This is a genomic window from Candidatus Poriferisocius sp., from assembly GCF_965204145.1.
GTDB lineage: Bacteria > Actinomycetota > Acidimicrobiia > Acidimicrobiales > Bin134 > Poriferisocius.
Map to the genome: position 1 here is coordinate 1302205 of NZ_OZ241977.1, position 22344 is coordinate 1324548.

Genomic DNA, 22344 nt, shown 5'->3' on the forward strand with positions numbered 1-22344 from the left:
GATCTACGGCGTCAAGAGCTGGCCGAGGCGGCGGCTGGCTATGGCGGCGCCGGCGGCGGCTAGGGCTAGGAGGTAGGCGATGTGGACCAGGATGTCGAGGCTGATGTCGCCGGCTATGAAGGCTCGCTCCATGGCGACGCCGTGGTAGAGGGGGGTGGCTTGCACTAGGAACTGGACGGCGCGGGGGTAGGTGTCGAGGGGGAAGAAGGTGGCTGAGAACAGGAACTGGACGATGAGGGGCACGGTGACCAGGTCGAGGTCGTTCCAGCTCCGCATGTAGCTGGTGGCGGCCATGCCCAAGGCGGCGAACGTGAAGCCGATGAGCGTTGCCCCCGGTAATGCGGCAATGGCCCAGAACGAGTCCACCAGGCCGAGCCCAGCCATTATGCCCAGGAACCCGCCGGAGTAGAGGGTGGCCCGCAGCACCGACCAGCCCATCTCGCCCAGGGCCAGGTCCACAACGCCCACTGGGGTGGCTAGCACTGCGTCGTAGATCTTGGCCCAGGTGAGCTTGTAGTACATGTTCATGGTGCTGTCGTAGAAGGTGCCGTTCATGGCGGAGGTGGCCAGCAGCCCAGGGGCCACGAACGTGCGGTAGTCCACGGTGCGCCCTCCCACGGTCACGTCGCCCACCAGCTCGCCGATGCCGATCCCGATGGACAGCAGGTAGAAGACCGGCTCGAAGAACCCGGAGAGCAGCGTGACCCAGGTGCGCCGGTACACGGTGATGTTGCGCTCCACGACGCGGGCGAATCGCCGCGATGGCAGCAAACCGGCCGCCGAGGCCAATCCCAGCCGGTTGGGGCGGCGCCCCTGGCCCACCAGGCTCATTCGTACAGCCTCCGGGTGAAGGTTTTGCTGGCTATCAGCGTGCCGATCAGGATCAGGGCCACCAAATAGGCCAAATGGCCAGCCAGTTCCCACTCCAACCCGCTGCCGGTGCTCAGCGCCCGGCACAGCCGCACGCCGTGCCACACCGGGGTGAGCCAGGCGATCTGCTCTAAGACGATAGGCAGCTGAGATACGGGGTAGAAGATGCCCGAGAACAAGAACATGGGCATGATCACGAACCGGGTGTAGGTGCTGAAGTTGTCGGCGTTGATCCGGGTGGCGACGAAGGCCGCGGTGGGGGTGGCGAAGGCCATGCCGCACAAGGCGGCGCAGAACGGGGCCAACACCGCCAGCGGCGACGACACCGACCCGAAGGCGGCCATGACCCCCAAGAACACGAAGCTGGCCAACGTGACCCGGAAGGCCATGTAGGCGAAGTGGCCCAGCAGGATGTCACGGCCCCGCAGTGGGGAGGCGGCCATGGCCATGTAGGTGCGGTACCACTTGAAGCCGCCCAGCACCGGATAGGTGGACTCGTTGACTGCCAGCATCATGGCGTTGCCGGCCAACAGCCCAGGGGCCAGGAAGTCCAGATAGTCAAGCCCGCCCAAGTCACGACCGGAACCGACCTCGGCATCGACCAGCGAACCCAGGCCCAGGCCCATGGCGGCCAAAAACAACACCGGGCTCAAGAAGCTGGTGAGGATCGATCCCTTCCAGTTGCGGCGATACGTAAGGAGCCAGTACTCCACCGCCAGCCTTGTACTGGGGACCACCGCGGCGCGGGCCATCAGTCCACCAGCGAGCGGCCGGTCAGGTGCAAGAACACGTCTTCGAGGGTGCTGCGGCGAACCAGCACGCTCTCGTGCTCGACTTCTCCGAGCAAAGCAACCAGCCGTTCGCCCTGGTCGGTGTAGAGCAGCACCCGATCGGGCAGCTCCTCGACCCGCTCGTAGAGCTCTTCCCTCGCCTGGGCCTCGGGACTCTCGCCCAAGCGGCGCAACGCGTCGGCCATCACGGTCACCTGGCCGTGGGTACGCACCTCCACCACCTCCCGGGTGGAGTAGCGCTCGATGAGCTGGCGGGGCGAGCCCTCGGCCACAATCTCGCCCCGGTCCATCACCACCAGGCGGTCGCAGAGCTGCTCGGCCTCATCCATGTAGTGGGTGGTGAGCACCTGGGTAACCCCTTGGCGCTTCAGCGTCCACAGCCGCTCCCACACCACATGGCGGGCCTGGGGGTCGAGGCCGGTGGTGGGCTCGTCCAGCAGCAGCACCTCGGGTTCGCTGATCAGGGCCCGAGCGATGGTGAGGCGGCGCTTCATGCCTCCCGACAACGGCTCCACATGGTCGTCGGCCCGCTCGCTGAGCTGCACAAACTCCAACAGCTCGGCGATGCGGGGGCGCAGCACGGCGCGGGGAAGGTCGAAGTAGCGCCCGTACACGTATAGGTTCTCGGCCACCGACAGTTCTTCGTCGAGATTGTCCTGCTGGGGGACCACCCCGAGGTGAGAACGGATCTTCGTTCCCTCGCGGGCGGGGTCCATGCCCAAGATGCGCAGCGCCCCGCCGGTGGGGTCGGACACACAGCCGATCATCCGCATGGTGGACGACTTGCCCGCGCCGTTGGGCCCCAGGAAGCCGAACACCTCGCCCCGTTCGACCTCGAAGTTGATGCCGTCGACCGCCGTGAAATCGCCGAACCGCTTGGTCAGCCCCCACGCTGCGATCAAAGACACTCAGGCAGGTTACGGCTAGGACTACTTCGGGTAGGAGTCAAAATGAATCCTGGCCAGCCGTCGGCGGTCGCCGAAGCCGGGCAGTTCTGACCAGCAGCCCACCGATGGGCCATGATGGGGCCAAGAGCTACGAGCATCTATGAGCTAGGAGCATCAATGAGCTACGAGCATCTGCTGTCACCGGGACGCATCGGCGCGATGGAGCTGCGCAACCGGCTGATCATGGCCCCCATGGGCGAGGAGCTGGGCGACGAGAACGGCGAGGTTTCCGACGACCAGGCCGCCTACCTCGAGGCCCGGGCCAAAGGCGGCATGGCCGTGGTAATGCTGGGTTCTGTCGGGGTGGCCCATCCGGTGGGCTGCTCCAACAAGCGCCAGACCGCCATCTCCGACGACCGGTTCATCCCGTCGTGGAAGCGGGCCGCCGACCGGGTCCACGCCCACGGCGGCAAGATCGCCATGCAACTCACCCACGCCGGCAAGATGGGCCTCCAAGACACCATGGCCGGACGGCCTATGTGGGTGCCGTCGCAGCCGGGGCCGATGACCGTCGATCCGCTCTACGGGATGGTCACCGCCGATGAGGGGGCCATGATGGCCGAGCCGTTCATGGCGCCTACCTCCAACCCCCATTACCGGGTGATGGACCACGACGACATCGCCACGGTGATCGACCAGTTCGCGGCGGCCACCGTGCGGGCTCGGGAGGCCGGAGTCGACGCGGTGGAGTTGCACAGCGGCCACGGCTACCTCATAGACGCCTTCTTGTCGCCCACCATCAACACCCGCGACGACGAGTACGGCGGGTCGGTGGAGAACCGGGCCCGGTTCCTCGTAGAGACCCTCACCGAGATCCGCCGGCGGGTGGGCGACGACTACACGGTGTGGGTGCGGCTCAACAGCACCGAAGTGGGCATTGACGGCATCATCCTCGACGACGCCCTCTACAACGCCCGGGTTGCGGCCGCCGCCGGGGCCGACGCCATCCATGTGTCGGCCTACCACGACCCCGGTATCGCCACCGGCCCCACCGACTCCTACGGCCCCCACGTGCCCGAGCTGCTGGTGCCCAACGCAGCCGCGGTCAAAGCCGAGGTGGATGTGCCGGTGATCGCGGTGGGCCGGATCAGCCCCGAAGCGGCCGACCAGCATATTGGCGAGGGCAAGTACGACTTCGTGGCCATGGGCCGCAAGATCCTGGCCGATCCCGACCTGCCCAACAAGCTGGCCTCGGGCCAGGCCGAGGATGTGCGCCCGTGCGTGTACCACTACCGCTGTATCGGCAACATCTTCTTGCGGGTGGGCACCCGGTGCGCGGGCAACGGGTTCCTGGGCCGGGAGGATGAGCTCACCGCCGAGGCTGCGCCAGCGGCGAGAAAGGTGTTGGTAGTGGGCGGCGGGCCGTCGGGCATGGAGACCGCCCGAGTGGCCGCCCTGCGGGGACATGAGGTGATTCTGGCCGAGGCTTCCAACCGGCTCGGGGGCCGGTGGGCGCTGGCCTCGGCCACCAGCGATGTCAACGCCGAGCTAATGGAGTGGTTTGAGCGCCAGCTCGATCAGCTCGGAGTGGAGGTGCGGCTCGACACCCGTCTGGACGCGGCCGCCGCCAGTGCGCTGTCCGCCGACGCGGTGGTGGTCGCGGTGGGCGCGCACTGGGGGCGCCCCGCGGTGGACGGCATCGACGGCTCCAACGTGTGGGGGGTGGACGACCTGGCCCCGTGGCTGCTCGACGGCAACCCGCTGGATGCCGCCCGAGTGGCGGTACTGGGCGGCGACTTGCCCGGCCTCGGGGTGACCGAAGTGGCCCATCACCAAGGCGCGGAGGTCACGCTGATCGAGTCTGGTCCGGCGTTTGGCTACTCCCTTGGGCTGCCCGGCCGTTGGCGAGTGGTTCATGATCTTGGCCAGGCCGGGGTGAACCTGGTGGCCAGCGCCGAGGTTGTGGCCATCACCGACGAGGGAGTGGTGTGGCGCTCAAACGGCGCCGAGCAGACCACGGCCGCCGACCTGGTGGTGGTGACCTCTGAGCTGGCGGCCGACACCTCGCTGGCCGACGAGTTTCGGGCGGCCGGTGTCGAAGTTCACGCGGTGGGCGACTGCGCCCAGCCCGGATTCCTGGAGGGGGCCATGCGCTCCGCAGTGGAGTTGGCCGCGGCGCTCTAGCCCGAATGCTGTGCCCGAAGGGGAGATCGCGATGAGCTTTCGACTGGCCAACTGGGCCGGACAAGCAGTGCTGTTGGACGGAGGCGACTACTGGGCACTGGGCACCGACCCGATGGATATCCTGACCCGCCCCCAAGAGCTGCACGACCGCTGGGCCAGCCGGGGCACCCCAGACGGCCAGCTGAGCCTGGCCGAGCTGGGCCCGCCGGTGCCTGCGCCCATGCAGGTGTTCGGCTACGGGCTCAACTACATGGACCACATCGAGGAGATCGATCGGGTGGATTCCATGGGCCGCACGGTGAGCGAGGCCCCGGTGGTGTTCACCAAGTTCCCCACCTGTCTGACTGGGCCGGGCGCGCCGGTGCAACTGGTGGGCGACCACTGCGACTACGAGTGCGAACTAGTGGTGGTGATCGGCCCCGAGACCAGCAACGTCGACGAGAGCCAAGCCTGGGATCGAGTGGTGGGACTCATGATAGGACAGGACATCTCCGACCGTGCCTTGCAAACCGCGGCCGCCCCGCCCCAATTCAACCTGGGCAAGTCCCGACCGTCGTTCGGCCCCACCGGCCCGGCGCTGGTGAGCGTCGACTTGGTAGACGACCCCGACGACCTGGCCATCTCATGTCGCATCAACGGCGATCTGCGCCAGAACAGCCGCACTAGCTTCCTCATGCGCCCGGTGGCCGAGATGGTTGCTTACCTGTCGTCGATCCTCACCCTGCACCCCGGCGACATCATCTTCACCGGCACCCCCGGGGGTGTCGGCCATGCCCAGGGCCTCTACCTCAAGCCCGGCGACGTGATCCACTCTGAGGTCGAGGGCCTCGGCGTGATGGAGAACACCTGCGTCTAAGCCGCTAGGGCAACGCCAGCATCTCGGCTGTCTCTGCGCAGGTGGCCACCGGACGGCCTACTTCGTTGCACAGGGCCACGGCTTCGGCGAGCAGCTCCTGGTTGGTGGGGGAGCGGTCGGGGTCGTAGAACTCCTCGATGCCCACGTGGAGGTGGCCGCCGAGCTCGAGGGCCAGCCGGGCCACCGGGGTGGCCATGAGGTCGCCGCCCCACACCGACACCGACCACGGGATGCCGGTTCCCTCCAGCATGTCGAGATAGGCCAGCAGGGCGTGTTTGGTGGGGGGAAGTCCGAAGGTGACTCCCTTGGAACGGCGGGAGAGCCCCCACTCGGCGCCGAAGTAGAGCTTGGCCATCGATCCCGTCGGCAACTGTCCAACCCGGTGATAGGTGAGCACGCACTGCAAGAACCCGGGCTCGTAGATGGCCATCGCCGGGGCCCAGCCGTTGTCGCGGCACAGGTCGAAGCTGGCCCGGATGTCGGCGTAGTCGTTCTTGTAGGTGCCGCCGACCGGCAGGCCGTCGGGTCCAGCGCCGCCGATGTTGGTGGAGCCGGGATCGACGGCCACCATAGGGAGGGGCAACTCAGCGGCGATCATGGCCATGTGGGCGTACTTGGCCTGGTGGTCCCCCGAGGTGAGCGTCGGATACCACAGCGCGTCGGGCCGGGCGGCCAGCACCGGGGCCATGGCCTCGATGTAAGGGCCGGCGGCATCGCGGCCGGTAAGGCTGATGTCGTGGTTGTGGGTATGGATGATGGCCGCACCCCCCTCAATGCAGGCCAAGGCATCGGCAGTGATGGCTTCAGGGCTCAGGGGCACGTTGGGATTGATGTCGGGGCTGGTGATGCCGTTGATGGCCACTTCGATGATGGCCGGGACTTCCTCGGGTGCAGCTGCTGGCATGGGCTGAACCTAATGGACAACGGGAGCCGGTTCATGTGACCAGCGGCTGGCGTGGTTTACTGCGGGGCGTGGTTGCACCGGCAGGGGACGGTCCCTGGTTCGAGGATTTCACGGTAGGCGAGCGACTCGATCCCGCCCCGGCCATCACCATCGGACTGGGCGAAGCCGCCGTTTATCAGGCCATCTGCGGCGATCCGCTGGCCATCAGCCTGAGCCGTCCGCTGGCCGAGGCTGTTACCGGACAGCCGGGAGCGGTGGTCAACCCCGCCCTGGTGCTGCAAGTGGCCATCGGCCAGTCCACCGTGGCCACCCGCAAAGTGGTGGCCAACCTGTTCTACCGGGGGGTGCGCCAACTCCGCACCGTGCGAGTGGGAGAGACGCTCACCACGGTGGTGACCGTTCGGGGCCTGCGAGAGGCCTCGGCCCGGCCCGACCGTCCCCCTCGGGGCCTGGTGCTGCTCGGCATGCAAACCCACGATGACCAGGGCCGACTGGTGCTGGACTTCGAGCGGTGCGCGCTGGTCCGCCGCCGCTCTGATGCGGCTACCGGCCACCGCGATGACTTGGGGGGCACCCCTGAAGAGCTCGACATGGCCCCGTTTGTCGAGGCCGCCCCCACTGATTGGGATCTGAGCCCGCTGGGGGCGCCCCAGGAGTGGCCTGTGGGGGAGAGCCGGAGCGATCCCCTGCGCGACACCGTCACCGACGCCCCCGCATTGGTGCGGCTCACCCAGAATCTGGCTCCGATCCACCGAGATGCGTCGCTCGGCCAGGGGGGCAAACGCTTGGTGTACGGCGGGCACACCGTGGGACTGGCCCAGGCCGGGTTGGTCCGTCTGCTGCCCACCGCGGCCACCGTGGTGGGCTGGCATCTGTGCGATCACTCCGGCCCGGTGTTCGAAGACGATGTGGTGGACGTGACCGCCACCCTCGATATGACCGAGCCGGTGGCCAATGGCCGTCTGCTGGCCTTCACGGTGATTGTGCGGGCCGAACGAGGCGGTGCTGATCCGGTTCCTGTGCTCGACTGGCGGCCGATTGTGCTGGCCCTGTGAGCGAGACCCCGGAACCGAGTGACCACGAGCTGGCTCACTGGTTGGCCCAGCAGGCTGGGGAACAGCTCCAGGCTCTGTCAGATGAGATGGAGCAATCCCGGGCCGGTTACCTCCACCGGGAGATGGCGGGCGATCAGCTCAGTCACCGCTATCTCACCGGGGCGCTGGCCCAGCTCAGGCCCGACGACATCGTGCTATCCGAAGAAGGCCGTGACGACGGTGCTCGCTTGGACTCTGAGCGAGTATGGATCGTCGACCCGCTAGACGGCTCATCCGACTACGCCGACCAGTGGAGCGATACCTGGGCGGTCCACGTCGGTTTGGCGGTGAACGGCGAACCAGCAGCCGGGGCGGTTTCGGTGCCTCCCTGGGGCCGCACATTCAGCACCATCAGCCCTGACGGACCTCCCGCTGACTCTGGTCGAAAGCGACCGCTGGTGGTGATGTCCCGATCCCGAGTGCGATGGGACGGCCACCGCCTAGCCCGCCATCTGGATGCCGACGTCTACGGCGTGGGCTCCGCAGGGGTCAAGGCGATGGCCGTGGTCACCGGTGAGGCCGACGCCTGGGTTCACGCCGGCGGCCTCTATGAATGGGACACCTGCGCCCCGGTGGCCATCGCCTTGGCCGCCGGACTGCACGCTTCTCACCTCGACGGCTCCCCGCTGCGCTACAACCGCGGCGACCTGGCCCAGTGGGGCATCCTGATCTGCCGCCCTGAACTGGCCAAAGACCTCCAAGCCGCATTCGCGGCCTGATCTCTCTAGTCTCCTGCCATGAGACTTGGGATATTGGGGGCGGCGTGGATCGGGCCGATGGGACTGATCGAACCGGCCAAAGAGGCGGACGGGGTAGAAGTGGCCGCGGTGGCAGCCCGCGATCCGCAGCGGGCCCGGGCCTATGCCGACGAGCACGGCATCCCCCTGGTGTTCGACAGCTACGACGACCTGTTGGCCTCTGACGAGATCGACGCGGTGTACAACCCCCTGCCCAACTCCCATCACGCCCGCTGGACCATCGCGGCGCTGGAGGCAGGCAAGCCGGTGTTGTTGGAGAAGCCGTTCACCGCGAATGCCGACGAAGCCCGCCAAGTGGCCGAGGCTGCTGAACAAACCGGACTGGTGGTGATGGAGGCCTATCACTGGCGCTTCCATCCCCAAGCCGACCGAGCCATTGGGCTGGTGGCCTCGGGAGCATTAGGCGAGATGACCCACGTGGAGGCGGCCATGGTCTTCCCATCGATGCACGGCCCCGACGACATCCGCTACCGCTACGACCTGGCCGGTGGCGCGCTCATGGACACCGGCTCGTATGCGCTCAGCAACTTGCGGGCTTTCGGCGAGCTTGACGTGGTGCGGGCTGAGTGCGAGGAGATGGCTCCCAACGTCGACCGGCGCACTACCGCCGAGCTGCGCTATCGCCATAGTGGGGCCACGGCGTCCATACTCTCGGAGTTCACCGGCACCGACCGCAAGGCTGAGTTGGGCGACCCCGAAGACATTGACCCCGAGGCATTCGACTTCGAGTTCCGGGCCGAGGTGGTGGTGACCGGCTCAAAGGGGCGTCTCCTCGTCGACAACCCGCTGGCCCCCATGTGGGGAAGCGGCCTCACCGTCTCTGACAGCGACGGCAACACTGTCCACCACGAACCGGCTGAGCAGGTGGGCACCTACACCTGCCAGCTTCGGGCCTTCCGAGACTGCGTCGAAAACGACGGCCCCAACCTGTATCCCCCGTTGGAGTCGATCAAGACCATGGAGCTGATCGACGCGGTCTATCAGGCTGCTGGCTTGCCGGTGAGGGTGGGGATCTAGCTAACCGTCAACCTCGGCGAGCACTTGGCGGGTGGCGCCTCCCAACATGCGGGCAAAGCCCACCGGGCCCAGCGCCTCTAGGCGGCCCGAGTCGAACACCTCGAGGGTGATGGGTGCCTGGCAGCCGGCACTCCGAATAGTTCGCAGCGCGCCAACCAAGTCCATCGCCCCCTCACCGGGCACACTGCGGAGATACCGAGTGGCGAACGCCAAGTCATCTGGAGGCTTCGCGGGGGCGTCGTTGAGCTGGATGGCCCCGATCAGATAACCGGGAATCGAGGCGAAATCGGCGAAGTCGCCGGGGCCGTAGAACACATGCCAGAAGTCCACGGTGAGCCCGCAATTGGCCCGACCGGTGGCGGCCACCACCTCGGCGCTGGTTAGCGGGTCGGGGATGGGCCGGTTGCGACTGAACTCCATATACACGTCCACCCCGACCGAAGCCCCCTGGTCGGCCAGCTCGGCCATGGCATCCACCGCCTGCTCCCTGGTCGCCGAACCTGGGCACACCAAGAGCGTGTTCACCCCGGTGGCGCCCAGAGCGGCCGCGGCCTCGAACACCGCCTCTCGGGGGGCCTCCTCGTAGTAGGGCCCACCAGGGTCTCCGGGGCCCACCCACACGATGGCGGCGTCCATGTCGACTACGACCAGCCCGGCGTTGCGGATTCGCTCACCAATGGCCGGATCGGGGGGATAGACCGCGGGCCACAGGGTCAGCCCGGTAAATCCGCCAGCGACCGCGGCTTCCACCAGCACTTCGATGGGGGGATTTTCCACAGAACCCGAGCTGAGCACCAGATCGTCAGGACCGAGGGTCACTCCCATAGCATGGCACCCCATGTCCGCTAATCCCTCTACTGGCCACACCACTCATCCCGACGACGAGTTTCATCCCCCGACTTCCGACGACCCCTATTGGACGGAGACGTGCTGGTTCACCTTCGCCGCTCCCGAGCACAAGCTATCGGGCCAGCTCTACCCGTTCTTCCGACCCAACCAGGGGGTCACATCGGGCGGAGCGTTCTTCTGGGACACCGGGGGCGACCAGATCTGGAACTGCCGCTACGCCAAGAACTTTTGGCATCTGCCCCTGCCCGACCAGCCGCTGAGCGACATCGAGTTGCCCAACGGAATCTGCTACCAGGTGATCGAGCCCTTGAAACAGTACCGGATCAGATTCCTGTGCCAAGACGACGGTGAGGCCGAGGTGGACCTGACCTTTACTGCAGTGTGCCCGCCCAACTATCTGGGCGACGGCCACCTCGACCAGCCCGGCCGCTACCAGGGCACTATTCGGCTGGGCGACGACGTGTACGAGGTGGACGCCTATGGAATGAGAGATCGATCGTGGGGGCCGCGCAGCCAATTCGGCGCCACGCTGCACGGTGCCGTCCGGGGCGGCTACAGCTACGCCACCGCTTCGAACACCGATGGCTTCCACGCCCTGACCATGGCCTACGGCGAGGGAGACGACCCCGACTGCACGGTCATTCATGGTTACTACTTGCGAGACGGCGAGTACTCCCGGTTGGTTCCCGGCCAGGGCCGGCGGGACGTGCTGGAACGCGACCCCGGCACCGGCGCGCCCACCGTGGTGCGCATCGAGGCGGTGGACGAGTCGGGCCGGGAGCTGGTGGCCACCAGCCGGTCGGTGAACCGCATCGGCGTCCATCTCAATCCCAACTTGTGGACGTGGAACTGCCTCAGCGAATGGACGTTCGGCGACGCCGTTGGCTGGGGCGAAGACCACGACAACTGGAGTGCGGCTGGCTACCGCCGCTTTGTCCGAGGCCACCTCGGATTGGACTGAGCCTGGCTGCTTTGCTCAGCCTGCCCCGCGGTAGTCGGCCAGTTCGACACCGTCGATGAGGTCGGAAAACTCGGAGGTGATCCCAACATCGAGCCGTCCCGTCAGGCTTGCCAGGAAAAATGACGTTGCCAGGTGTTTGAGGGCAGCCTGCATGGCAAGGGGATCAGCGTTTTCCGGCGTGCATCCGTCTTCGGCCCGGGCTACCTGTTCCGCTCCGAGGAGGGGCTCGAGCATGCCCAGCCCGCCTCCCGCGAGGATGACGGGGCAGCTATCGGTGAAGCTGTTGTGGCCGGCCTGGGCGAGATTGACGAAGGTTCTGGGTCCGGGGGCCGAGTCGTAGCTGGCCAGGCTGCTCTCGGTAGGCACGGTGAGGTCCAATTCCGCGACCACCACCAAAATCGATTTGTCGACGGCCTCCGGGGGAGCGACTCCACCGCCAGCCAGCGGAATGGCGGCCAAGACCGCATCGTTGGCCAACGCGTCCAGGGCGGTTCTGGCTCCGGCGGAATGGCCGATCACCCCCACCCGGGCGGTGTCGGCGGCATCTCCGAACGAAGCTTCCAGTGCAGCCAGGGTATTGGCGACATCGGCTTGGTCTTTCTCAGGGCTGAACTCTGCGGTGCCAAAAGCCTGGGCGGGCAGATTCCTGTGGATGTGCTCGGGAGATGCAACCACGAAGCCGTGGGAAGCCAAGTGGGTGGTTAAGAAGATGGCAACGTCACGGTGACCGCCGAAGCCGTGGCTGTAAATGACCACCGGATAGGGGCTCCCGTCGGCCAGCGGGGCATCGCGATAGGAGTTGGTTTCAACCGCGCTCTGCATGCTCTCGGGGATCAAGGCTCGAAAAGCCGCGGGAATAGCCTGGGCGGAGTCATAGACCTCCGTCTCCATACCGGCCACCGCGTCTGGATCGGCGGGATACCAAACGGACAGGGGTTGCTGGCCGGGTTCGCCTCCAAGCTCGAGGGTCCTGACCCCAACGGGGAACTCGCCGAACTCGGTGAAGACCAGTGGGGGCGCGGGCGTGGGTGCCGGGGTGGGCGGTGGAGGCGGCTCGGGGGTTGATACTGGTGCCTCGGTGGGCTCAGGGTCGGGTGTCAGCGCTTCGGTGGGCTCAGGGTCGGGCGTTGCCGTTGGCGTGGGTGCTTCGGTTGGGGCGGGCGTTGGCGCCTCGGTGGGTTGGTCAACAGTGGGCGCGGCGGGCTGCGAATCGTCGTCGTTGGAGGAGCACCCCGCGGCGAGCAGAGCCAAGGCCAGCCCAAGAGCGATCCAGGCCGCGAGCGCTCTGTTCTTGAACAGTCCAGGTTTACTTGGTTCCGACTGAGAGGAATAAGCTCCGTCCATGGGCCGAAAGTACAAGGTAATCAGCGCTGACGGGCATGTGGAGACGCCGCCCGATGTATTCGTGAAGTATGTCCCCGAGCAATACAAGGACCGGGCGCCCCGGTTGATCCACCTGCCCGAAGGGGGAGAGGGGTGGCTGATCGAGGGCCAGCCGCTGCTTCGCAACGGCCAGAACATCGCCGGGCGCGACAAGGTGAAGTTCTCTGGGGGCACCTATTTCAACGCCGACGGCAGCCCGGCTGAGGGTGCCGGCCCCGCCGAGCAGCGCCTCCGGGAGCAGGATCTCGATGGCATCGACGCCGAGGTGCTGTTCCCGCCGGTGTTCGCCAGCCGATTCCTCGAGGGCATCAAGGATCCCGACGTGTACCGCTCCATGATCCGGGCCTACAACACCTTCTTGGCCCACGACTACTGCTCGGTGGCCCCCGACCGGCTCATCGGCAACGCGGTGACTCCCATCACCGGCATCGACCATGCCGTGGAGGAACTGGAGTTCGTCGCCGAGGCTGGCCTGCCATCGGTGGCGTTCTACAACTTCCCCAACGGCTCTCCCTACGCCGACCCGGTGGACGACCGGTTCTGGGAGAAGAGCCTGGAACTGGGTCTCAAGCTGGCCCCCCACTTCGGCTTCGGCGCGGGGCAGGCCCCGCTCCAATCGGCGGCCAAGGGAACGTCCGACAGCCCGTGGGCGAGCGCGCTGGTGCAGCGGGCCGGCAGCCACTCCCCGGTGTACTGCATGGCCCAGCTCATCGCCGCCGGCGTGCTGGAGCGGTTCCCGGAGATCAAGTTCTATTTCGCCGAGACCAACGCCAGTTGGCTGCCGGGCACGCTCTACTTCATGGACGACAACTACGAGCTGTTCGGCGACTGGTTCAAGGTGAGCTACGAGCGCAAGCCCAGCGAGCAGATACTCGACCACTTCCACTTCAGCGTGATCCGCGACCCGGTGGTGTTCGACATGGTCGACATCATCCCGTGGGACAACATCATGTGGGGCACCGACTTCCCCCACTCGGTGGGGTCGTTCCCCGACTCCCAGGAGTTCATCGAAGAGAACTTCACCAAGGTGGACGAATCGATCTCCCGCAAGGTGCTGCTGGAGAACCCGGCCAAATACTTCGATCTAGACCTCGACGCCGACATCACCGAGACGCCGGCGGCCTGAGCTGTCAGCTCAGTTCCAGCACGCCTCGGGCCAGTTTTCCGGCCTCGAGGTCTTCGAACGCTTTGTCGAGTTCGGTCAGGTCGTAGCGCTCCGACACCAGCTCATCCAGCAGCAGCCGGCCGTCAAGATAGAGATCCACCAGTGCGGGTATATCGAACGCGGGGCGGGATGATCCGTAGCGACAACCCATGATCGACTTATCCTGGTAGAGCTTGAACGGGGCGACCTCCATCACCGCGTCCATCCCGGCCACTCCCAAGATCACCATCTTCCCGCCGGGGCGCAGCATCTCAATGGCTTCTGTCATCAGCGAGGTGTGGCCCACGCACTCCACCGAGCAGTCCACCCCGCCCGACGAGATCTCCTGCACCGTCTCCACCGCCGGAGTTTGGCTGGAGTCCACGAAGTGGGTGGCACCAAATTGGCGGGCGAAGGTCTCTTTGGTCGGGTTGTTGTCGACCGCGATGATCTTGGTGGCCCCGGCGATGCGGGCGGCCTGGATCACGTTGAGGCCGATGCCTCCAACACCGATCACCGCCACGCTTTCTCCCCGGTACACCTTGGCCCGGTTGAAGATGGCTCCGGTGCCGGTGAGCACTCCGCAGCCGATGAGGCAGGCGCTGGTGAACGGCACTCGTTTGTCGATGGCGACCACTTGGCCTTGGCCCACCACGACCTCTTCAGCGAACACACCGGTATTGGCGAAGCCGAGCACGCGGCTGTCTTGATAGGTGAAATAGGCCGGCAGGTCTTCGGGGCTGGGATCCTCCCCAGTCAGGGCGCGTCGGGCGATGGCTGCTCCCAGCTTGGAGTTCTGGCACAGAGTGGGATGGCCGGTGGCGCACACCGAGCAGTGGCCGCAGTTGTCGATGGTGGCGATTACCACGTGGTCGCCAACCTCAACCGTGCTTACGCTGTTGCCTACGGCCACAACCTCGCCGGCTCCTTCGTGGCCCATCACGAATGGCGGTGGGATCATCTGACCAAACGTTCCGTTGACCACCGACAAATCGGAATGGCACACCCCCGCTGCACCAATGCGCACTCGCACTTGATCGGGTTCCAGATCAGTTGCCTCCAGTTGATCGGTGACAAACGTCTGCTCTCCGTCGAAAAGGATGCCTCGCATAATTCTGCTCCAGTCTGCCCAGTCGCTCGCCTACGAGTGATCGATGCCTAATTCCGGTTGATATACGTGTCGTCTTCGTAGGCCTCGGGGCCCGTGAGCGAGCCGGGGGCTGGGGTCATCAGCTCCTCCCGAAAGCGGGTGGTGTACTGCTGGGCCGTGGCCCGCCACGCCACCAACCGGTCGTCACCGTCGGTGCCCTCGTCGAAGCCGGCGGCGGCGTCGGCGGCCTTGTTCAAGCGAATGTAGGCCTCAGGGGAAGCGGCCCACACGGTGCACACCTCGTAGTCGTGGTGCAGCACCTCCCAGAGTCCCATGCAGGTGTAGCCATAATCGGCGGCGGCGGGCAGGTAGTCGGCGGCCATGGCGGCCAGGTAGTCCCGGCCCGACCCCGGCCGCACCTCGGTCAGCTCGTGGATGTACAGCGTGCCCCGCACTTCACCGGCAAGCACCGACGCCACCGGGGGCGATTCGGGCACCGAGCCTAGAACCCGGTCGTAGCCGCCGGTGCGGAGCTTGTAGGCCTCTTCCCACCAGTCGTCGAGCAGGTTGTTGGACTTGCGCTTCAAGTTGAGTCTGTCCACCCGCTCCAGCCAGCCATCCCAGCCGCCGGAGTCCCACAGATTCACCACTTGGGGCCAGCGGGCGGTGATCCCCATGGTGTACCAGGTACCGAGCAGCTCGAAGCCGACTCGGGCATCGCGGTTCTGGATCTTGATGTGCTCCATGTAGGGCCATGCCGCCTGACCCGTGATGTCGACGTACTCGTGCAGAATGATCTCTCTCTTGCCCACGGGCAGGACACTATGGCAAGAGATATCGGCAGAGATATTCAGAGGGCCGCGAAGACGGCTAGATCACCACAGCCACAACGATCACCAGCACGATCACCGCAGCCAATGCCACCGAGGCCAGAAGCATCGCCCCGGGCAGGCGCTTTCCGAACAGCCGGATCGTGCGACGCCCGGGTATGGGGGATGCGGGCTCGTTGAGGGGCACTCCCCGGGGGGCAACGGCTATGCCGGGCGGGTCTATCCCCGACTGATCTCCGTCGCGGACTTTCTCCGTCCACTTTGTGCCGTTCCACCAACGGGCCTCATGTCGCCCGAATGGGTCGGTGTGCCATGAGGCCGTGGGCTCGGGGTTCGCAGCCACCTCGGGCTGAGTCTAACCAGACGGGCCGCAAGTTCGCGGGGCACAATGGTGGGCGTGGACAACCAGGCCAAACTCGCCGACATCCTGGCCAAACAGGAGATCACCGAGTTGCTGTACCGGTACTGCCGGGGAGTGGATCGCCTCGACATGGATCTGGTTCGATCGTGCTACCACCCCGATGCCACCGATTCCCACGGCACCTTCGAGGGCACCGTGGACGAATACCTGGTGTGGAGCGAGCGCCTGCTGCGCCGGTACACCGGCTCGGTCCACAACGTGTTGAACGTGCTCGTAGAAGTCGACCCCGAGTCGGCGGCCTCGGCCGATGGGGGCACCGTGCAGTGGGCCCGCTCCGAAGCCCACGGCATCGCCCGCCATTGGACCGAGGGAGGCCCCCCAGAGCTGAACCTGTCGGTGGGCTTCCGCTTTGTCGACGACGTGTCTCGGCGCAATGGAGGCCCGTGGCTCATCTCGCGGCGGGTGGCCACCACCGAGTGGGTGCGAGAAGAGCAGTTCCGCCCCTTTGACAAGCGCTTCTTGCGGGGCAGCCGAGACCGCTCCGATCCGGTTTATGCTCCCCGGCCCGACCAATAGGCCACTGGTCGAACCGAGAACTACCATCGGCTGCCATGCAAACCGAGAACGTAGAACTCTCCACCGCTGACGGCCCGATGAGGCTGTATGTCGCCCGGCCTGACGGCGATCCGCAGGCCGCGGTCATCGTCATCATGGAGGCCTTCGGGCTCAACGGCCACATCGAGGATGTGGCCCGGCGGGTGGCCGCTGAGGGTTATCTGGCCGTGGCGCCCGACCTGTACCACCGCTATGAGAACAATCTGGCCGGCTACGACGAGATGGACAAGATCTTCGAGATGATGGGGAATCTCCTCGACGAACACTCCCTGATGGACGTGGACGCCGCCCTCGGTTATCTGGCCAGCCAGGGGATCTCGTCTGACAAGGTGGGGATCACCGGGTTCTGCATGGGCGGACGGGTGACGTTCCTCACCGCCATCAGCCGCCCAGTGGGCGCGGCGGTCACCTACTACGGCGGGGCCATCGTCACCGAGGGGTTCACCCCCGGCATGCCCAAGCTGGCCGACCGCCACAGCGACCTCCAGTGCCCGTGGCTGGGTCTGTTCGGTGACCTCGACGGAATGATCCCCGTCGAAGGTGTCGAGCAGCTTCGGGCCGACCTCGAAGGTAACGCCCAGCCCACTGACATAGTGCGCTACGCCGATGCTGACCACGGATTCCTGTGCGACGAGCGCCCGTCGTACAACGCCGATGCCGCGGCCGACGGGTGGTCGCGCATGACAGCCTGGTTCGGCACACACCTGTCGTGACCGCTGACAGCCAGTTGGCCGCCAACCAGGGACAGCCCGTCGCCGGCTCAGAGAAAATCGGGGTCATCGGCTCGGGGGTGATGGGCTCGGGCATCGCCCAGGTGATGGCCATCGCCGGCCATCCCGTGGTGGCCTTCGACGTAGATCCCGGCGTTGTTGCGGCCGCGCCCGGCCTGGTGGCCGAGGGCCGATTCGGCATCCAGGGGGCAGTGGCCAGGGGCAAGATGACCGAGGCCGAGGCTGAAGCTGCGCTGGCCCGCATCGACTTCACTACTGACCGGGACGCGGCCGCGGGTGTCGATGTGATCATCGAGGCGGTCCCCGAGCGCTTGGACCTCAAGATCCAGCTATTCCGAGACTTGGACAAGGAATGCCCGGAGCACACCATCTTGGCGTCCAACTCCAGCGGGTATCCGGTGCAGGCTCTGGCGGTGGCCACCGATCGGGCCGACCGGGTGATTGGATGGCACTGGGCGTCGCCGCCACCGGTGATGAAGCTTGCCGAGATCGTGCGGGCCCCCCAGACCTCCGATGAGACCACCGAGACCATCTGCCGCCTGGCCGCGGCTGCGGGCAAGAACCCTGTTGTGATCAAAGACTCGGCCATGAGCTGGGGATATGTGACCAACCGGGTGTATGGGGCCATGATCCGGGAGGCCAACGCGGTGGTGGCCGAGGGTGTGGCCAGCCGGGAGGAAGTCGACCAGCTCATGGTGGACTGCTTCCGGTGGCCGTCAGGCCCCTACGGCATGGTCTCCGGTGCCACCACCGGTTGGAAGGCCGGCAAGAAATAGACCCAGAAAAGAGATTCTCATGAAGGCAGCACTTTTGGCATCGCCGGCCACGCCGTTGGTGATGGCCGACGTGGACTGCGTCGATCCCGGACCAGGGCAGGTGCGGGTGCAGGTCACCCACTGCGGGCTGTGCCATTCCGATCTGACCATGATCGACGCTCCCGAGATGATGACCCCGATCATTCTGGGCCATGAGGCTGCCGGGATTGTCGACGCGGTGGGCCCCGGGGTGGACTCCCTGGCCGAGGGTGACCACGTGATGCTGTCGCCGTTCGGCCCGTGCGGGACGTGCTACTGGTGCGTGCGGGGGGAGACGACGCTGTGCGCGTCGGCAGCGTCGATGTTCATGGGCACGATGCCCGACGGCTCGATTCCGTTCTCGATGGACGGCCAGCCGGTGTACCGGGGTCTTGGTGTGGCCGGATTCGGCGAGTTGACCCTGGTGGCCGAATCGGCCGCCGTCAAGATCAATCCCGACGTGCCCCTGGAAGTGGCCGCGGTGATCGGCTGTGCCATCCAGACCGGCGTCGGCGCGGTGCTCAACACAGCCCAAGTGGAGGAAGGCGCCACCGTGCTGGTGATGGGCCTGGGCGGTGTGGGCATGTCGGTGGTACAGGGTGCCCGCCTGGCCGGTGCGTCCCGCATCTTCGCCTCCGACCCGGTGGCCGACCGCCGCAACGCCGCAGTGGCCTTTGGGGCCACCGATCTGCTCGATCCCAACGAAACCGATGTGGTGGCCCATGTTCAGGAGGCCACCGCCGGTACTGGAGCCGACTACGCCTTCGATGCCGCCGGAGCCGGCCCGCTGGTGGAGGCGGGCCTGGCCGCCACCCGCAACGGCGGCACCACGGTGATGGTTGGTGCCCCTGCCGTCGAGCACACCGTGACCATCAACCCCGCGGTCATGTACCTCACCGCCGAGAAGAAGCTGCTGGGCTGCCTGTACGGCGGCTGCAACTCTCAGCGCGAGGTCCCTCGCCTACTAGCCCTCTGGCAAGCCGGCCGCCTAGACCTGGAACCCATGATCACCGCCCGCCGCCCCATCGACGAGATCAACGACGGCCTAGACGACCTCCGAGCCAGCATCGGCATCAGAACCGTCTTCAACCTGAGCTGAACTGTCGTCGGTTCCGAATTGCTCTCAGCTCTGGCTGCTGAACTCTGAGGAGAACGGAAGCCGAGCCTCTCCTTCAGGTGGCATCTGCTGCCCGTCAGGCATCGGCTTGTCCAGTGCCTTGATGAGCAAGTCCCCCAACTCATCCAAAGAGCCGACCGGCATGGCTCCCATTTGCTCCAAGCGTTCATTGCCTGGACCTTCACCCGGCCCCCGCCACACGGCGACCGGCCCGAAACCGTGTTTGAGCGATTCGACCGCGCCCGCCCATGTCCCGCCGGTTTCGATGTCGCTGGCCACGACCAGTGTGTTCAACGAACCGGCATAGATGAGCTTGTTCCGTCCCATGGCTGTCCCGGCAGTGAAACGGGCGTCGGGCTTATAGGGAGTACACAACAGAGCGCGGCCATCGAGGATCACCCGTCGGTTGTCCGGCCGTTTGAGTTGGCGCTCCATCGAGTCGGCCAGAAAGCCGATAGCGGCACCCGCTGCTCCCTCCTCACCAACAGCCGCGTTCATGGCCAGCTGATCCACTCCCCGAGCACCGCCGGAAACCACCGGCAAACCCAGCCGGGTAGCCAACCGGGCCGCGTTCTTGGCCACTTCAGCGCCTTCTTCGCCAATATCTCGGCTTCCGACCACTCCGAGACCTGGGCGGTCGAAGAGATCAAGGGGGCCAGCAGCGTGTAACACCACCGGGGCCTTCTCCTTCAGCCGGTACCTGAACAGACATGGATAGTGCTCATCAAACGGAGTGATGGTGTGAATGCCCGATTGCTTCAAGCGGTCGACCTCAAAGGCCATCGCGATAGCTCGATCAAAGAGGGCGGCAATCCTGGAAGCCATCTCTTCGGCAAGACCGTGCACGCTGCACAGCGCTCCAGGCGGTGCGTCAAAGAGCGCGCTCGGTCGGCTGGCAAGATCAGATCGCTGCCAGTACTCCGCAGAGGTAAACGGCTTGACCCCTTCCGAAGCCAGCCTGCTGGTGAGCAACAGCGCGGCCAGCGAGTCCTGGTTAGCCGTGCTCCCGCACCCGATTCGTCCGAACTCAGTCACGCGCCGACCTTCCCGCCGTATCTGCCAAGGCGAACGGGTAAACCGGTCCGGCACCAGCTCTCCGAAGCTGAGCAGCGATTACTGTGAACGTCCACCGGGAGTCCACGATGTCGTCCACTAACAGCACAGGCTCAGAAGGAATCTCTGAGACGATCCTGAATGCATCCACGATGTTTGCGTATTGCTTGGCACTATTCTGCATGAACTTCTGCGGCTGGGTGTCCTGAGTTTTGACAACTGCATCATCGCACGGTAGCCCCAGTTCCTGGGCGATGCGCTGGGCGAATCCTCGGACAAGCTCAGGATTCTTGAGGGAAGGCACATAGGTCACCCAGGCAGGTGCAGGGTCAGGCTTCCAGTTTTCTAGGATCAAGTTCGCTGAAGCCTCAACCAGTTTGTCGTCTAATCGTCCTTCGGCCTTGCCTTCTTGGACGAGTGCTCCCCAGCCCCCATCACCCCACAAGGCCAGCACGCGACCAGATTCACAGCGTTGATCCGTGGGGATACTGCCCCCGCCAGCGAACTGTTTTCGGGGCTTAATCGCGAGCTCTGCTCCCCGTAGGAAGTCGACTGCGGCCTGAACCGCTTGGGTGCTCACCCCGAGCTCTCTGCGGTCTGAGAGGCAGTTGTCGCAGATTCCGCAAGGATGCGTCTGTGGATCGTCCAGGTACGACCTGAGTAGGTTCATTCGGCACTGGCCAGTGCTGGCATATTCAGCCATCTGAGCCTGTTCCGCCCACCGCAGGTCAGTGACTTTTTCAACCCGCTCACTGTCGTAGTTCCACGGTTGAAGCCTCCGCTGCCAACCGGCAGGGACACGCTCAACTGCGCCGTCGACCTCCAGAATCTTCAGGAGCTGCTCAAGCCGCAAGCGTCGGATGTTCACGGCACGCTCAATCTCAGTGAGCTTCAAGGGGCTTGCCGTTCGTTCCAACAGCCCCACAATTTCATGGGCTTGGTCAACGGTCGGGAATGCCGTGTCGATGAAGTGGCTTTGGATGGCAGCGTCCTCGTAGCCCTGAAGCAGGATGCCCCACGACTCGGTCAGATTACGCCCGGCCCTTCCCACCTGTTGGTAGTAGGCAATCGGGGAGCCCGGTGCCTGATAGTGGATGACGAAGGAGAGGTCGGGTTTGTCGAATCCCATTCCCAGTGCGGAAGTCGCAGCGACGACCTTCACCTGATTGCCTAGCAGTTGTTGTTCGATCTCCAATCGGCTGTCATTGGCAGAATCGCCCGAGTAGGCGACAGCGATTATTCCCTGAGAGGAAAGCCAGGCTGCAACTCTCTCAGCGTCACGGACCGTGAGGCAGTAGACGATGCCGGTCCCAGACAGCTTGGGAATTGTTTCAGCCATCCACGCCAGTCGTTTCTGCTGGGGTGCTGGTTCGTAGACGCGGAGCCGGAGCCCCTCACGGCCCAGGGGACCTCGAATGCGATCCAGTTCAGCCCCAAGCTGTTCAGCTACATCTGCCACGACCCGATCATTGGCCGTCGCAGTGCAGCCCAAGACGGGAATTCCTTGAGGAAGCAGGTCCAAGACTCTCTTGATTCGTCGGTAGTCGGGCCGAAAGTCGTGTCCCCAATCGGAAATGCAGTGAACTTCGTCGACCACCAAGAGGCCGCCCCGCTGGGCGAGCGACGGGAGGTGCTCGGTGCGGAAATCCCGATTGGCTAGCCGCTCCGGTGAGATCAACAGAATGTCAATCTGGTCCGAGGCAATGGCGGCATACACCGCCTCCCATTCCTCCTGGTTGGAGCTATTGATCGTGGTCGCCCGGACACCCATGCGCTGAGCGGCTTCCATCTGGTTCCGCATCAATGCCAACAAAGGAGACACCAACAGGGTGGGACCCGCACCTCGATCGCGCAAGAGCCGAGTAGCGATGAAGTAAACCGCGCTCTTCCCCCAACCTGTTCGCTGAACCAAGAGAACTCTCTTTCGCTGCAAGACCAGTCGTTCAATGGCCTCAAGCTGTCCAGGGCGGAAGGTCGATGACTGATTTGCAGTCAACGCTCGTAAGCGGTCATGAGCTTCGGAAGCAAAATATTCTGCTTGCGGGTCCGGCATAT

22 protein-coding genes are annotated in these 22344 nt (G+C 65.4%); 11 read left to right on the forward strand and 11 right to left on the reverse strand.

The genetic code is table 11. The features are described from left to right. Positions 1-3: 3 nt before the first annotated feature. Genes ACOGI7_RS05910 through ACOGI7_RS05920 form a run of 3 tightly spaced genes read right to left on the reverse strand, consistent with a single transcriptional unit; the run spans position 4 to position 2569 of the window. Positions 4-831 (reverse strand): ABC transporter permease, encoded by an 828-nt coding sequence (locus tag ACOGI7_RS05910; RefSeq protein ID WP_419850986.1) that lies wholly within the window; start codon positions 829-831, stop codon positions 4-6. Next, a complete protein-coding gene (locus tag ACOGI7_RS05915; protein WP_419850987.1) occupies positions 828-1622 on the reverse strand; it encodes an ABC transporter permease in 795 nt (264 codons plus the stop codon). The genes ACOGI7_RS05910 and ACOGI7_RS05915 overlap by 4 nt, the downstream gene beginning before the upstream one ends. Next, the gene (locus ACOGI7_RS05920) at positions 1622-2569 is read right to left on the reverse strand and encodes an ABC transporter ATP-binding protein (RefSeq protein WP_419850988.1); all 948 of its coding nucleotides are present in this window, start codon (positions 2567-2569) and stop codon (positions 1622-1624) included. The genes ACOGI7_RS05915 and ACOGI7_RS05920 overlap by 1 nt, the downstream gene beginning before the upstream one ends. Before the next feature lie 156 nt (positions 2570-2725). Between ACOGI7_RS05920 and ACOGI7_RS05925 the strand changes: the two genes are divergently transcribed. Then, entirely contained in the window at positions 2726-4732 is a 2007-nt protein-coding gene (locus ACOGI7_RS05925; RefSeq protein ID WP_419850989.1) for an FAD-dependent oxidoreductase, read from the forward strand. A gap of 31 nt (positions 4733-4763) precedes the next feature. Continuing rightward, a complete protein-coding gene (locus ACOGI7_RS05930; protein ID WP_419850990.1) occupies positions 4764-5588 on the forward strand; it encodes a fumarylacetoacetate hydrolase family protein in 825 nt (274 codons plus the stop codon). Between the two features lie 4 nt (positions 5589-5592). Here the strand turns inward: ACOGI7_RS05930 and ACOGI7_RS05935 are convergent, their stop codons facing one another. Beyond that, positions 5593-6492, reverse strand: a complete 900-nt coding sequence (locus ACOGI7_RS05935) for a 3-keto-5-aminohexanoate cleavage protein (RefSeq protein WP_419850991.1) — start codon at positions 6490-6492, stop codon at positions 5593-5595. A 68-nt stretch (positions 6493-6560) separates the two neighbouring features. On the opposite strand from ACOGI7_RS05935, the gene ACOGI7_RS05940 reads away from it, so the two are divergent. The 3 genes from ACOGI7_RS05940 to ACOGI7_RS05950 are packed head-to-tail and all read left to right on the forward strand — an operon-like array spanning position 6561 to position 9361. Further along, positions 6561-7547: an acyl dehydratase gene (locus ACOGI7_RS05940; RefSeq protein WP_419850992.1), complete on the forward strand. Its 987-nt coding sequence runs from the start codon at positions 6561-6563 to the stop codon at positions 7545-7547. Beyond that, complete coding sequence (locus ACOGI7_RS05945; protein ID WP_419850993.1) at positions 7544-8305, forward strand: 3'(2'),5'-bisphosphate nucleotidase CysQ; 762 nt, start codon at positions 7544-7546, stop codon at positions 8303-8305. The genes ACOGI7_RS05940 and ACOGI7_RS05945 overlap by 4 nt, the downstream gene beginning before the upstream one ends. Positions 8306-8323: 18 nt before the next feature. Continuing rightward, positions 8324-9361 (forward strand): Gfo/Idh/MocA family protein, encoded by a 1038-nt coding sequence (locus ACOGI7_RS05950; protein WP_419850994.1) that lies wholly within the window; start codon positions 8324-8326, stop codon positions 9359-9361. Here ACOGI7_RS05950 and ACOGI7_RS05955 read toward each other — a convergent pair whose 3' ends face one another. Continuing rightward, positions 9362-10186, reverse strand: a complete 825-nt coding sequence (locus ACOGI7_RS05955; protein WP_419850995.1) for a sugar phosphate isomerase/epimerase family protein — start codon at positions 10184-10186, stop codon at positions 9362-9364. A gap of 13 nt (positions 10187-10199) precedes the next feature. Here ACOGI7_RS05955 and ACOGI7_RS05960 point away from each other — a divergent pair, with 13 nt between their 5' ends. Then, positions 10200-11171 (forward strand): hypothetical protein, encoded by a 972-nt coding sequence (locus ACOGI7_RS05960; protein ID WP_419850996.1) that lies wholly within the window; start codon positions 10200-10202, stop codon positions 11169-11171. 15 nt (positions 11172-11186) lie between these two features. On the opposite strand, the gene ACOGI7_RS05965 is transcribed toward ACOGI7_RS05960, so the two are convergent. Then, entirely contained in the window at positions 11187-12422 is a 1236-nt protein-coding gene (locus ACOGI7_RS05965; RefSeq protein WP_419850997.1) for a chlorophyllase/cutinase-like alpha/beta fold protein, read from the reverse strand. Positions 12423-12513: 91 nt separating this feature from the next. Between ACOGI7_RS05965 and ACOGI7_RS05970 the strand changes: the two genes are divergently transcribed. Continuing rightward, entirely contained in the window at positions 12514-13680 is a 1167-nt protein-coding gene (locus ACOGI7_RS05970; protein ID WP_419850998.1) for an amidohydrolase family protein, read from the forward strand. A gap of 4 nt (positions 13681-13684) precedes the next feature. Here the strand turns inward: ACOGI7_RS05970 and ACOGI7_RS05975 are convergent, their stop codons facing one another. Genes ACOGI7_RS05975 through ACOGI7_RS05985 form a run of 3 tightly spaced genes read right to left on the reverse strand, consistent with a single transcriptional unit; the run spans position 13685 to position 15961 of the window. Further along, complete coding sequence (locus ACOGI7_RS05975) at positions 13685-14809, reverse strand: zinc-binding dehydrogenase (RefSeq protein ID WP_419850999.1); 1125 nt, start codon at positions 14807-14809, stop codon at positions 13685-13687. A 47-nt stretch (positions 14810-14856) separates the two neighbouring features. Beyond that, complete coding sequence (locus ACOGI7_RS05980) at positions 14857-15600, reverse strand: hypothetical protein (protein WP_419851000.1); 744 nt, start codon at positions 15598-15600, stop codon at positions 14857-14859. A gap of 58 nt (positions 15601-15658) precedes the next feature. Then, a complete protein-coding gene (locus ACOGI7_RS05985; RefSeq protein ID WP_419851001.1) occupies positions 15659-15961 on the reverse strand; it encodes a DUF2510 domain-containing protein in 303 nt (100 codons plus the stop codon). A 54-nt stretch (positions 15962-16015) separates the two neighbouring features. Here ACOGI7_RS05985 and ACOGI7_RS05990 point away from each other — a divergent pair, with 54 nt between their 5' ends. Genes ACOGI7_RS05990 through ACOGI7_RS06005 form a run of 4 tightly spaced genes read left to right on the forward strand, consistent with a single transcriptional unit; the run spans position 16016 to position 19218 of the window. Further along, a complete protein-coding gene (locus ACOGI7_RS05990; protein WP_419851002.1) occupies positions 16016-16555 on the forward strand; it encodes a nuclear transport factor 2 family protein in 540 nt (179 codons plus the stop codon). A 35-nt stretch (positions 16556-16590) separates the two neighbouring features. Beyond that, the gene (locus ACOGI7_RS05995; RefSeq protein ID WP_419851003.1) at positions 16591-17307 is read left to right on the forward strand and encodes a dienelactone hydrolase family protein; all 717 of its coding nucleotides are present in this window, start codon (positions 16591-16593) and stop codon (positions 17305-17307) included. Next, complete coding sequence (locus tag ACOGI7_RS06000; RefSeq protein ID WP_419851004.1) at positions 17304-18101, forward strand: 3-hydroxyacyl-CoA dehydrogenase family protein; 798 nt, start codon at positions 17304-17306, stop codon at positions 18099-18101. Before ACOGI7_RS05995 ends, ACOGI7_RS06000 begins: the two co-directional genes overlap by 4 nt. A 19-nt stretch (positions 18102-18120) precedes the next feature. Then, on the forward strand, positions 18121-19218 hold the full coding sequence (locus ACOGI7_RS06005) for a Zn-dependent alcohol dehydrogenase (RefSeq protein WP_419851005.1): 1098 nt from the start codon (positions 18121-18123) through the stop codon (positions 19216-19218). Positions 19219-19242: 24 nt separating this feature from the next. On the opposite strand, the gene ACOGI7_RS06010 is transcribed toward ACOGI7_RS06005, so the two are convergent. Both ACOGI7_RS06010 and ACOGI7_RS06015 read right to left on the reverse strand, forming a co-directional pair. Continuing rightward, the gene (locus ACOGI7_RS06010; RefSeq protein WP_419851006.1) at positions 19243-20271 is read right to left on the reverse strand and encodes a DNA-processing protein DprA; all 1029 of its coding nucleotides are present in this window, start codon (positions 20269-20271) and stop codon (positions 19243-19245) included. Further along, positions 20264-22342 carry a RecQ family ATP-dependent DNA helicase gene (locus ACOGI7_RS06015; RefSeq protein ID WP_419851007.1) on the reverse strand — a complete coding sequence of 693 codons (2079 nt, stop codon included), beginning with the start codon at positions 22340-22342 and terminating at the stop codon, positions 20264-20266. The genes ACOGI7_RS06010 and ACOGI7_RS06015 overlap by 8 nt, the downstream gene beginning before the upstream one ends. Between the last annotated feature and the right edge of the window lie 2 nt (positions 22343-22344).

What these genes read in the sequence shown, in the direction of transcription:
- ACOGI7_RS05955 (WP_419850995.1), bottom strand. Translation starts at nt 10,186, where the DNA reads ATGGGAGTGACCCTCGGTCCTGACGATCTGGTGCTCAGCTCGGGTTCT.
- ACOGI7_RS05935 (WP_419850991.1), bottom strand. Translation starts at nt 6,492, where the DNA reads ATGCCAGCAGCTGCACCCGAGGAAGTCCCGGCCATCATCGAAGTGGCC.
- ACOGI7_RS05995 (WP_419851003.1), top strand. Translation starts at nt 16,591, where the DNA reads ATGCAAACCGAGAACGTAGAACTCTCCACCGCTGACGGCCCGATGAGG.
- ACOGI7_RS05915 (WP_419850987.1), bottom strand. Translation starts at nt 1,622, where the DNA reads ATGGCCCGCGCCGCGGTGGTCCCCAGTACAAGGCTGGCGGTGGAGTAC.
- ACOGI7_RS06005 (WP_419851005.1), top strand. Translation starts at nt 18,121, where the DNA reads ATGAAGGCAGCACTTTTGGCATCGCCGGCCACGCCGTTGGTGATGGCC.
- ACOGI7_RS05925 (WP_419850989.1), top strand. Translation starts at nt 2,726, where the DNA reads ATGAGCTACGAGCATCTGCTGTCACCGGGACGCATCGGCGCGATGGAG.
- ACOGI7_RS05950 (WP_419850994.1), top strand. Translation starts at nt 8,324, where the DNA reads ATGAGACTTGGGATATTGGGGGCGGCGTGGATCGGGCCGATGGGACTG.
- ACOGI7_RS05910 (WP_419850986.1), bottom strand. Translation starts at nt 831, where the DNA reads ATGAGCCTGGTGGGCCAGGGGCGCCGCCCCAACCGGCTGGGATTGGCC.
- ACOGI7_RS05930 (WP_419850990.1), top strand. Translation starts at nt 4,764, where the DNA reads ATGAGCTTTCGACTGGCCAACTGGGCCGGACAAGCAGTGCTGTTGGAC.
- ACOGI7_RS05970 (WP_419850998.1), top strand. Translation starts at nt 12,514, where the DNA reads ATGGGCCGAAAGTACAAGGTAATCAGCGCTGACGGGCATGTGGAGACG.
- ACOGI7_RS06015 (WP_419851007.1), bottom strand. Translation starts at nt 22,342, where the DNA reads ATGCCGGACCCGCAAGCAGAATATTTTGCTTCCGAAGCTCATGACCGC.
- ACOGI7_RS05975 (WP_419850999.1), bottom strand. Translation starts at nt 14,809, where the DNA reads ATGCGAGGCATCCTTTTCGACGGAGAGCAGACGTTTGTCACCGATCAA.
- ACOGI7_RS05960 (WP_419850996.1), top strand. Translation starts at nt 10,200, where the DNA reads ATGTCCGCTAATCCCTCTACTGGCCACACCACTCATCCCGACGACGAG.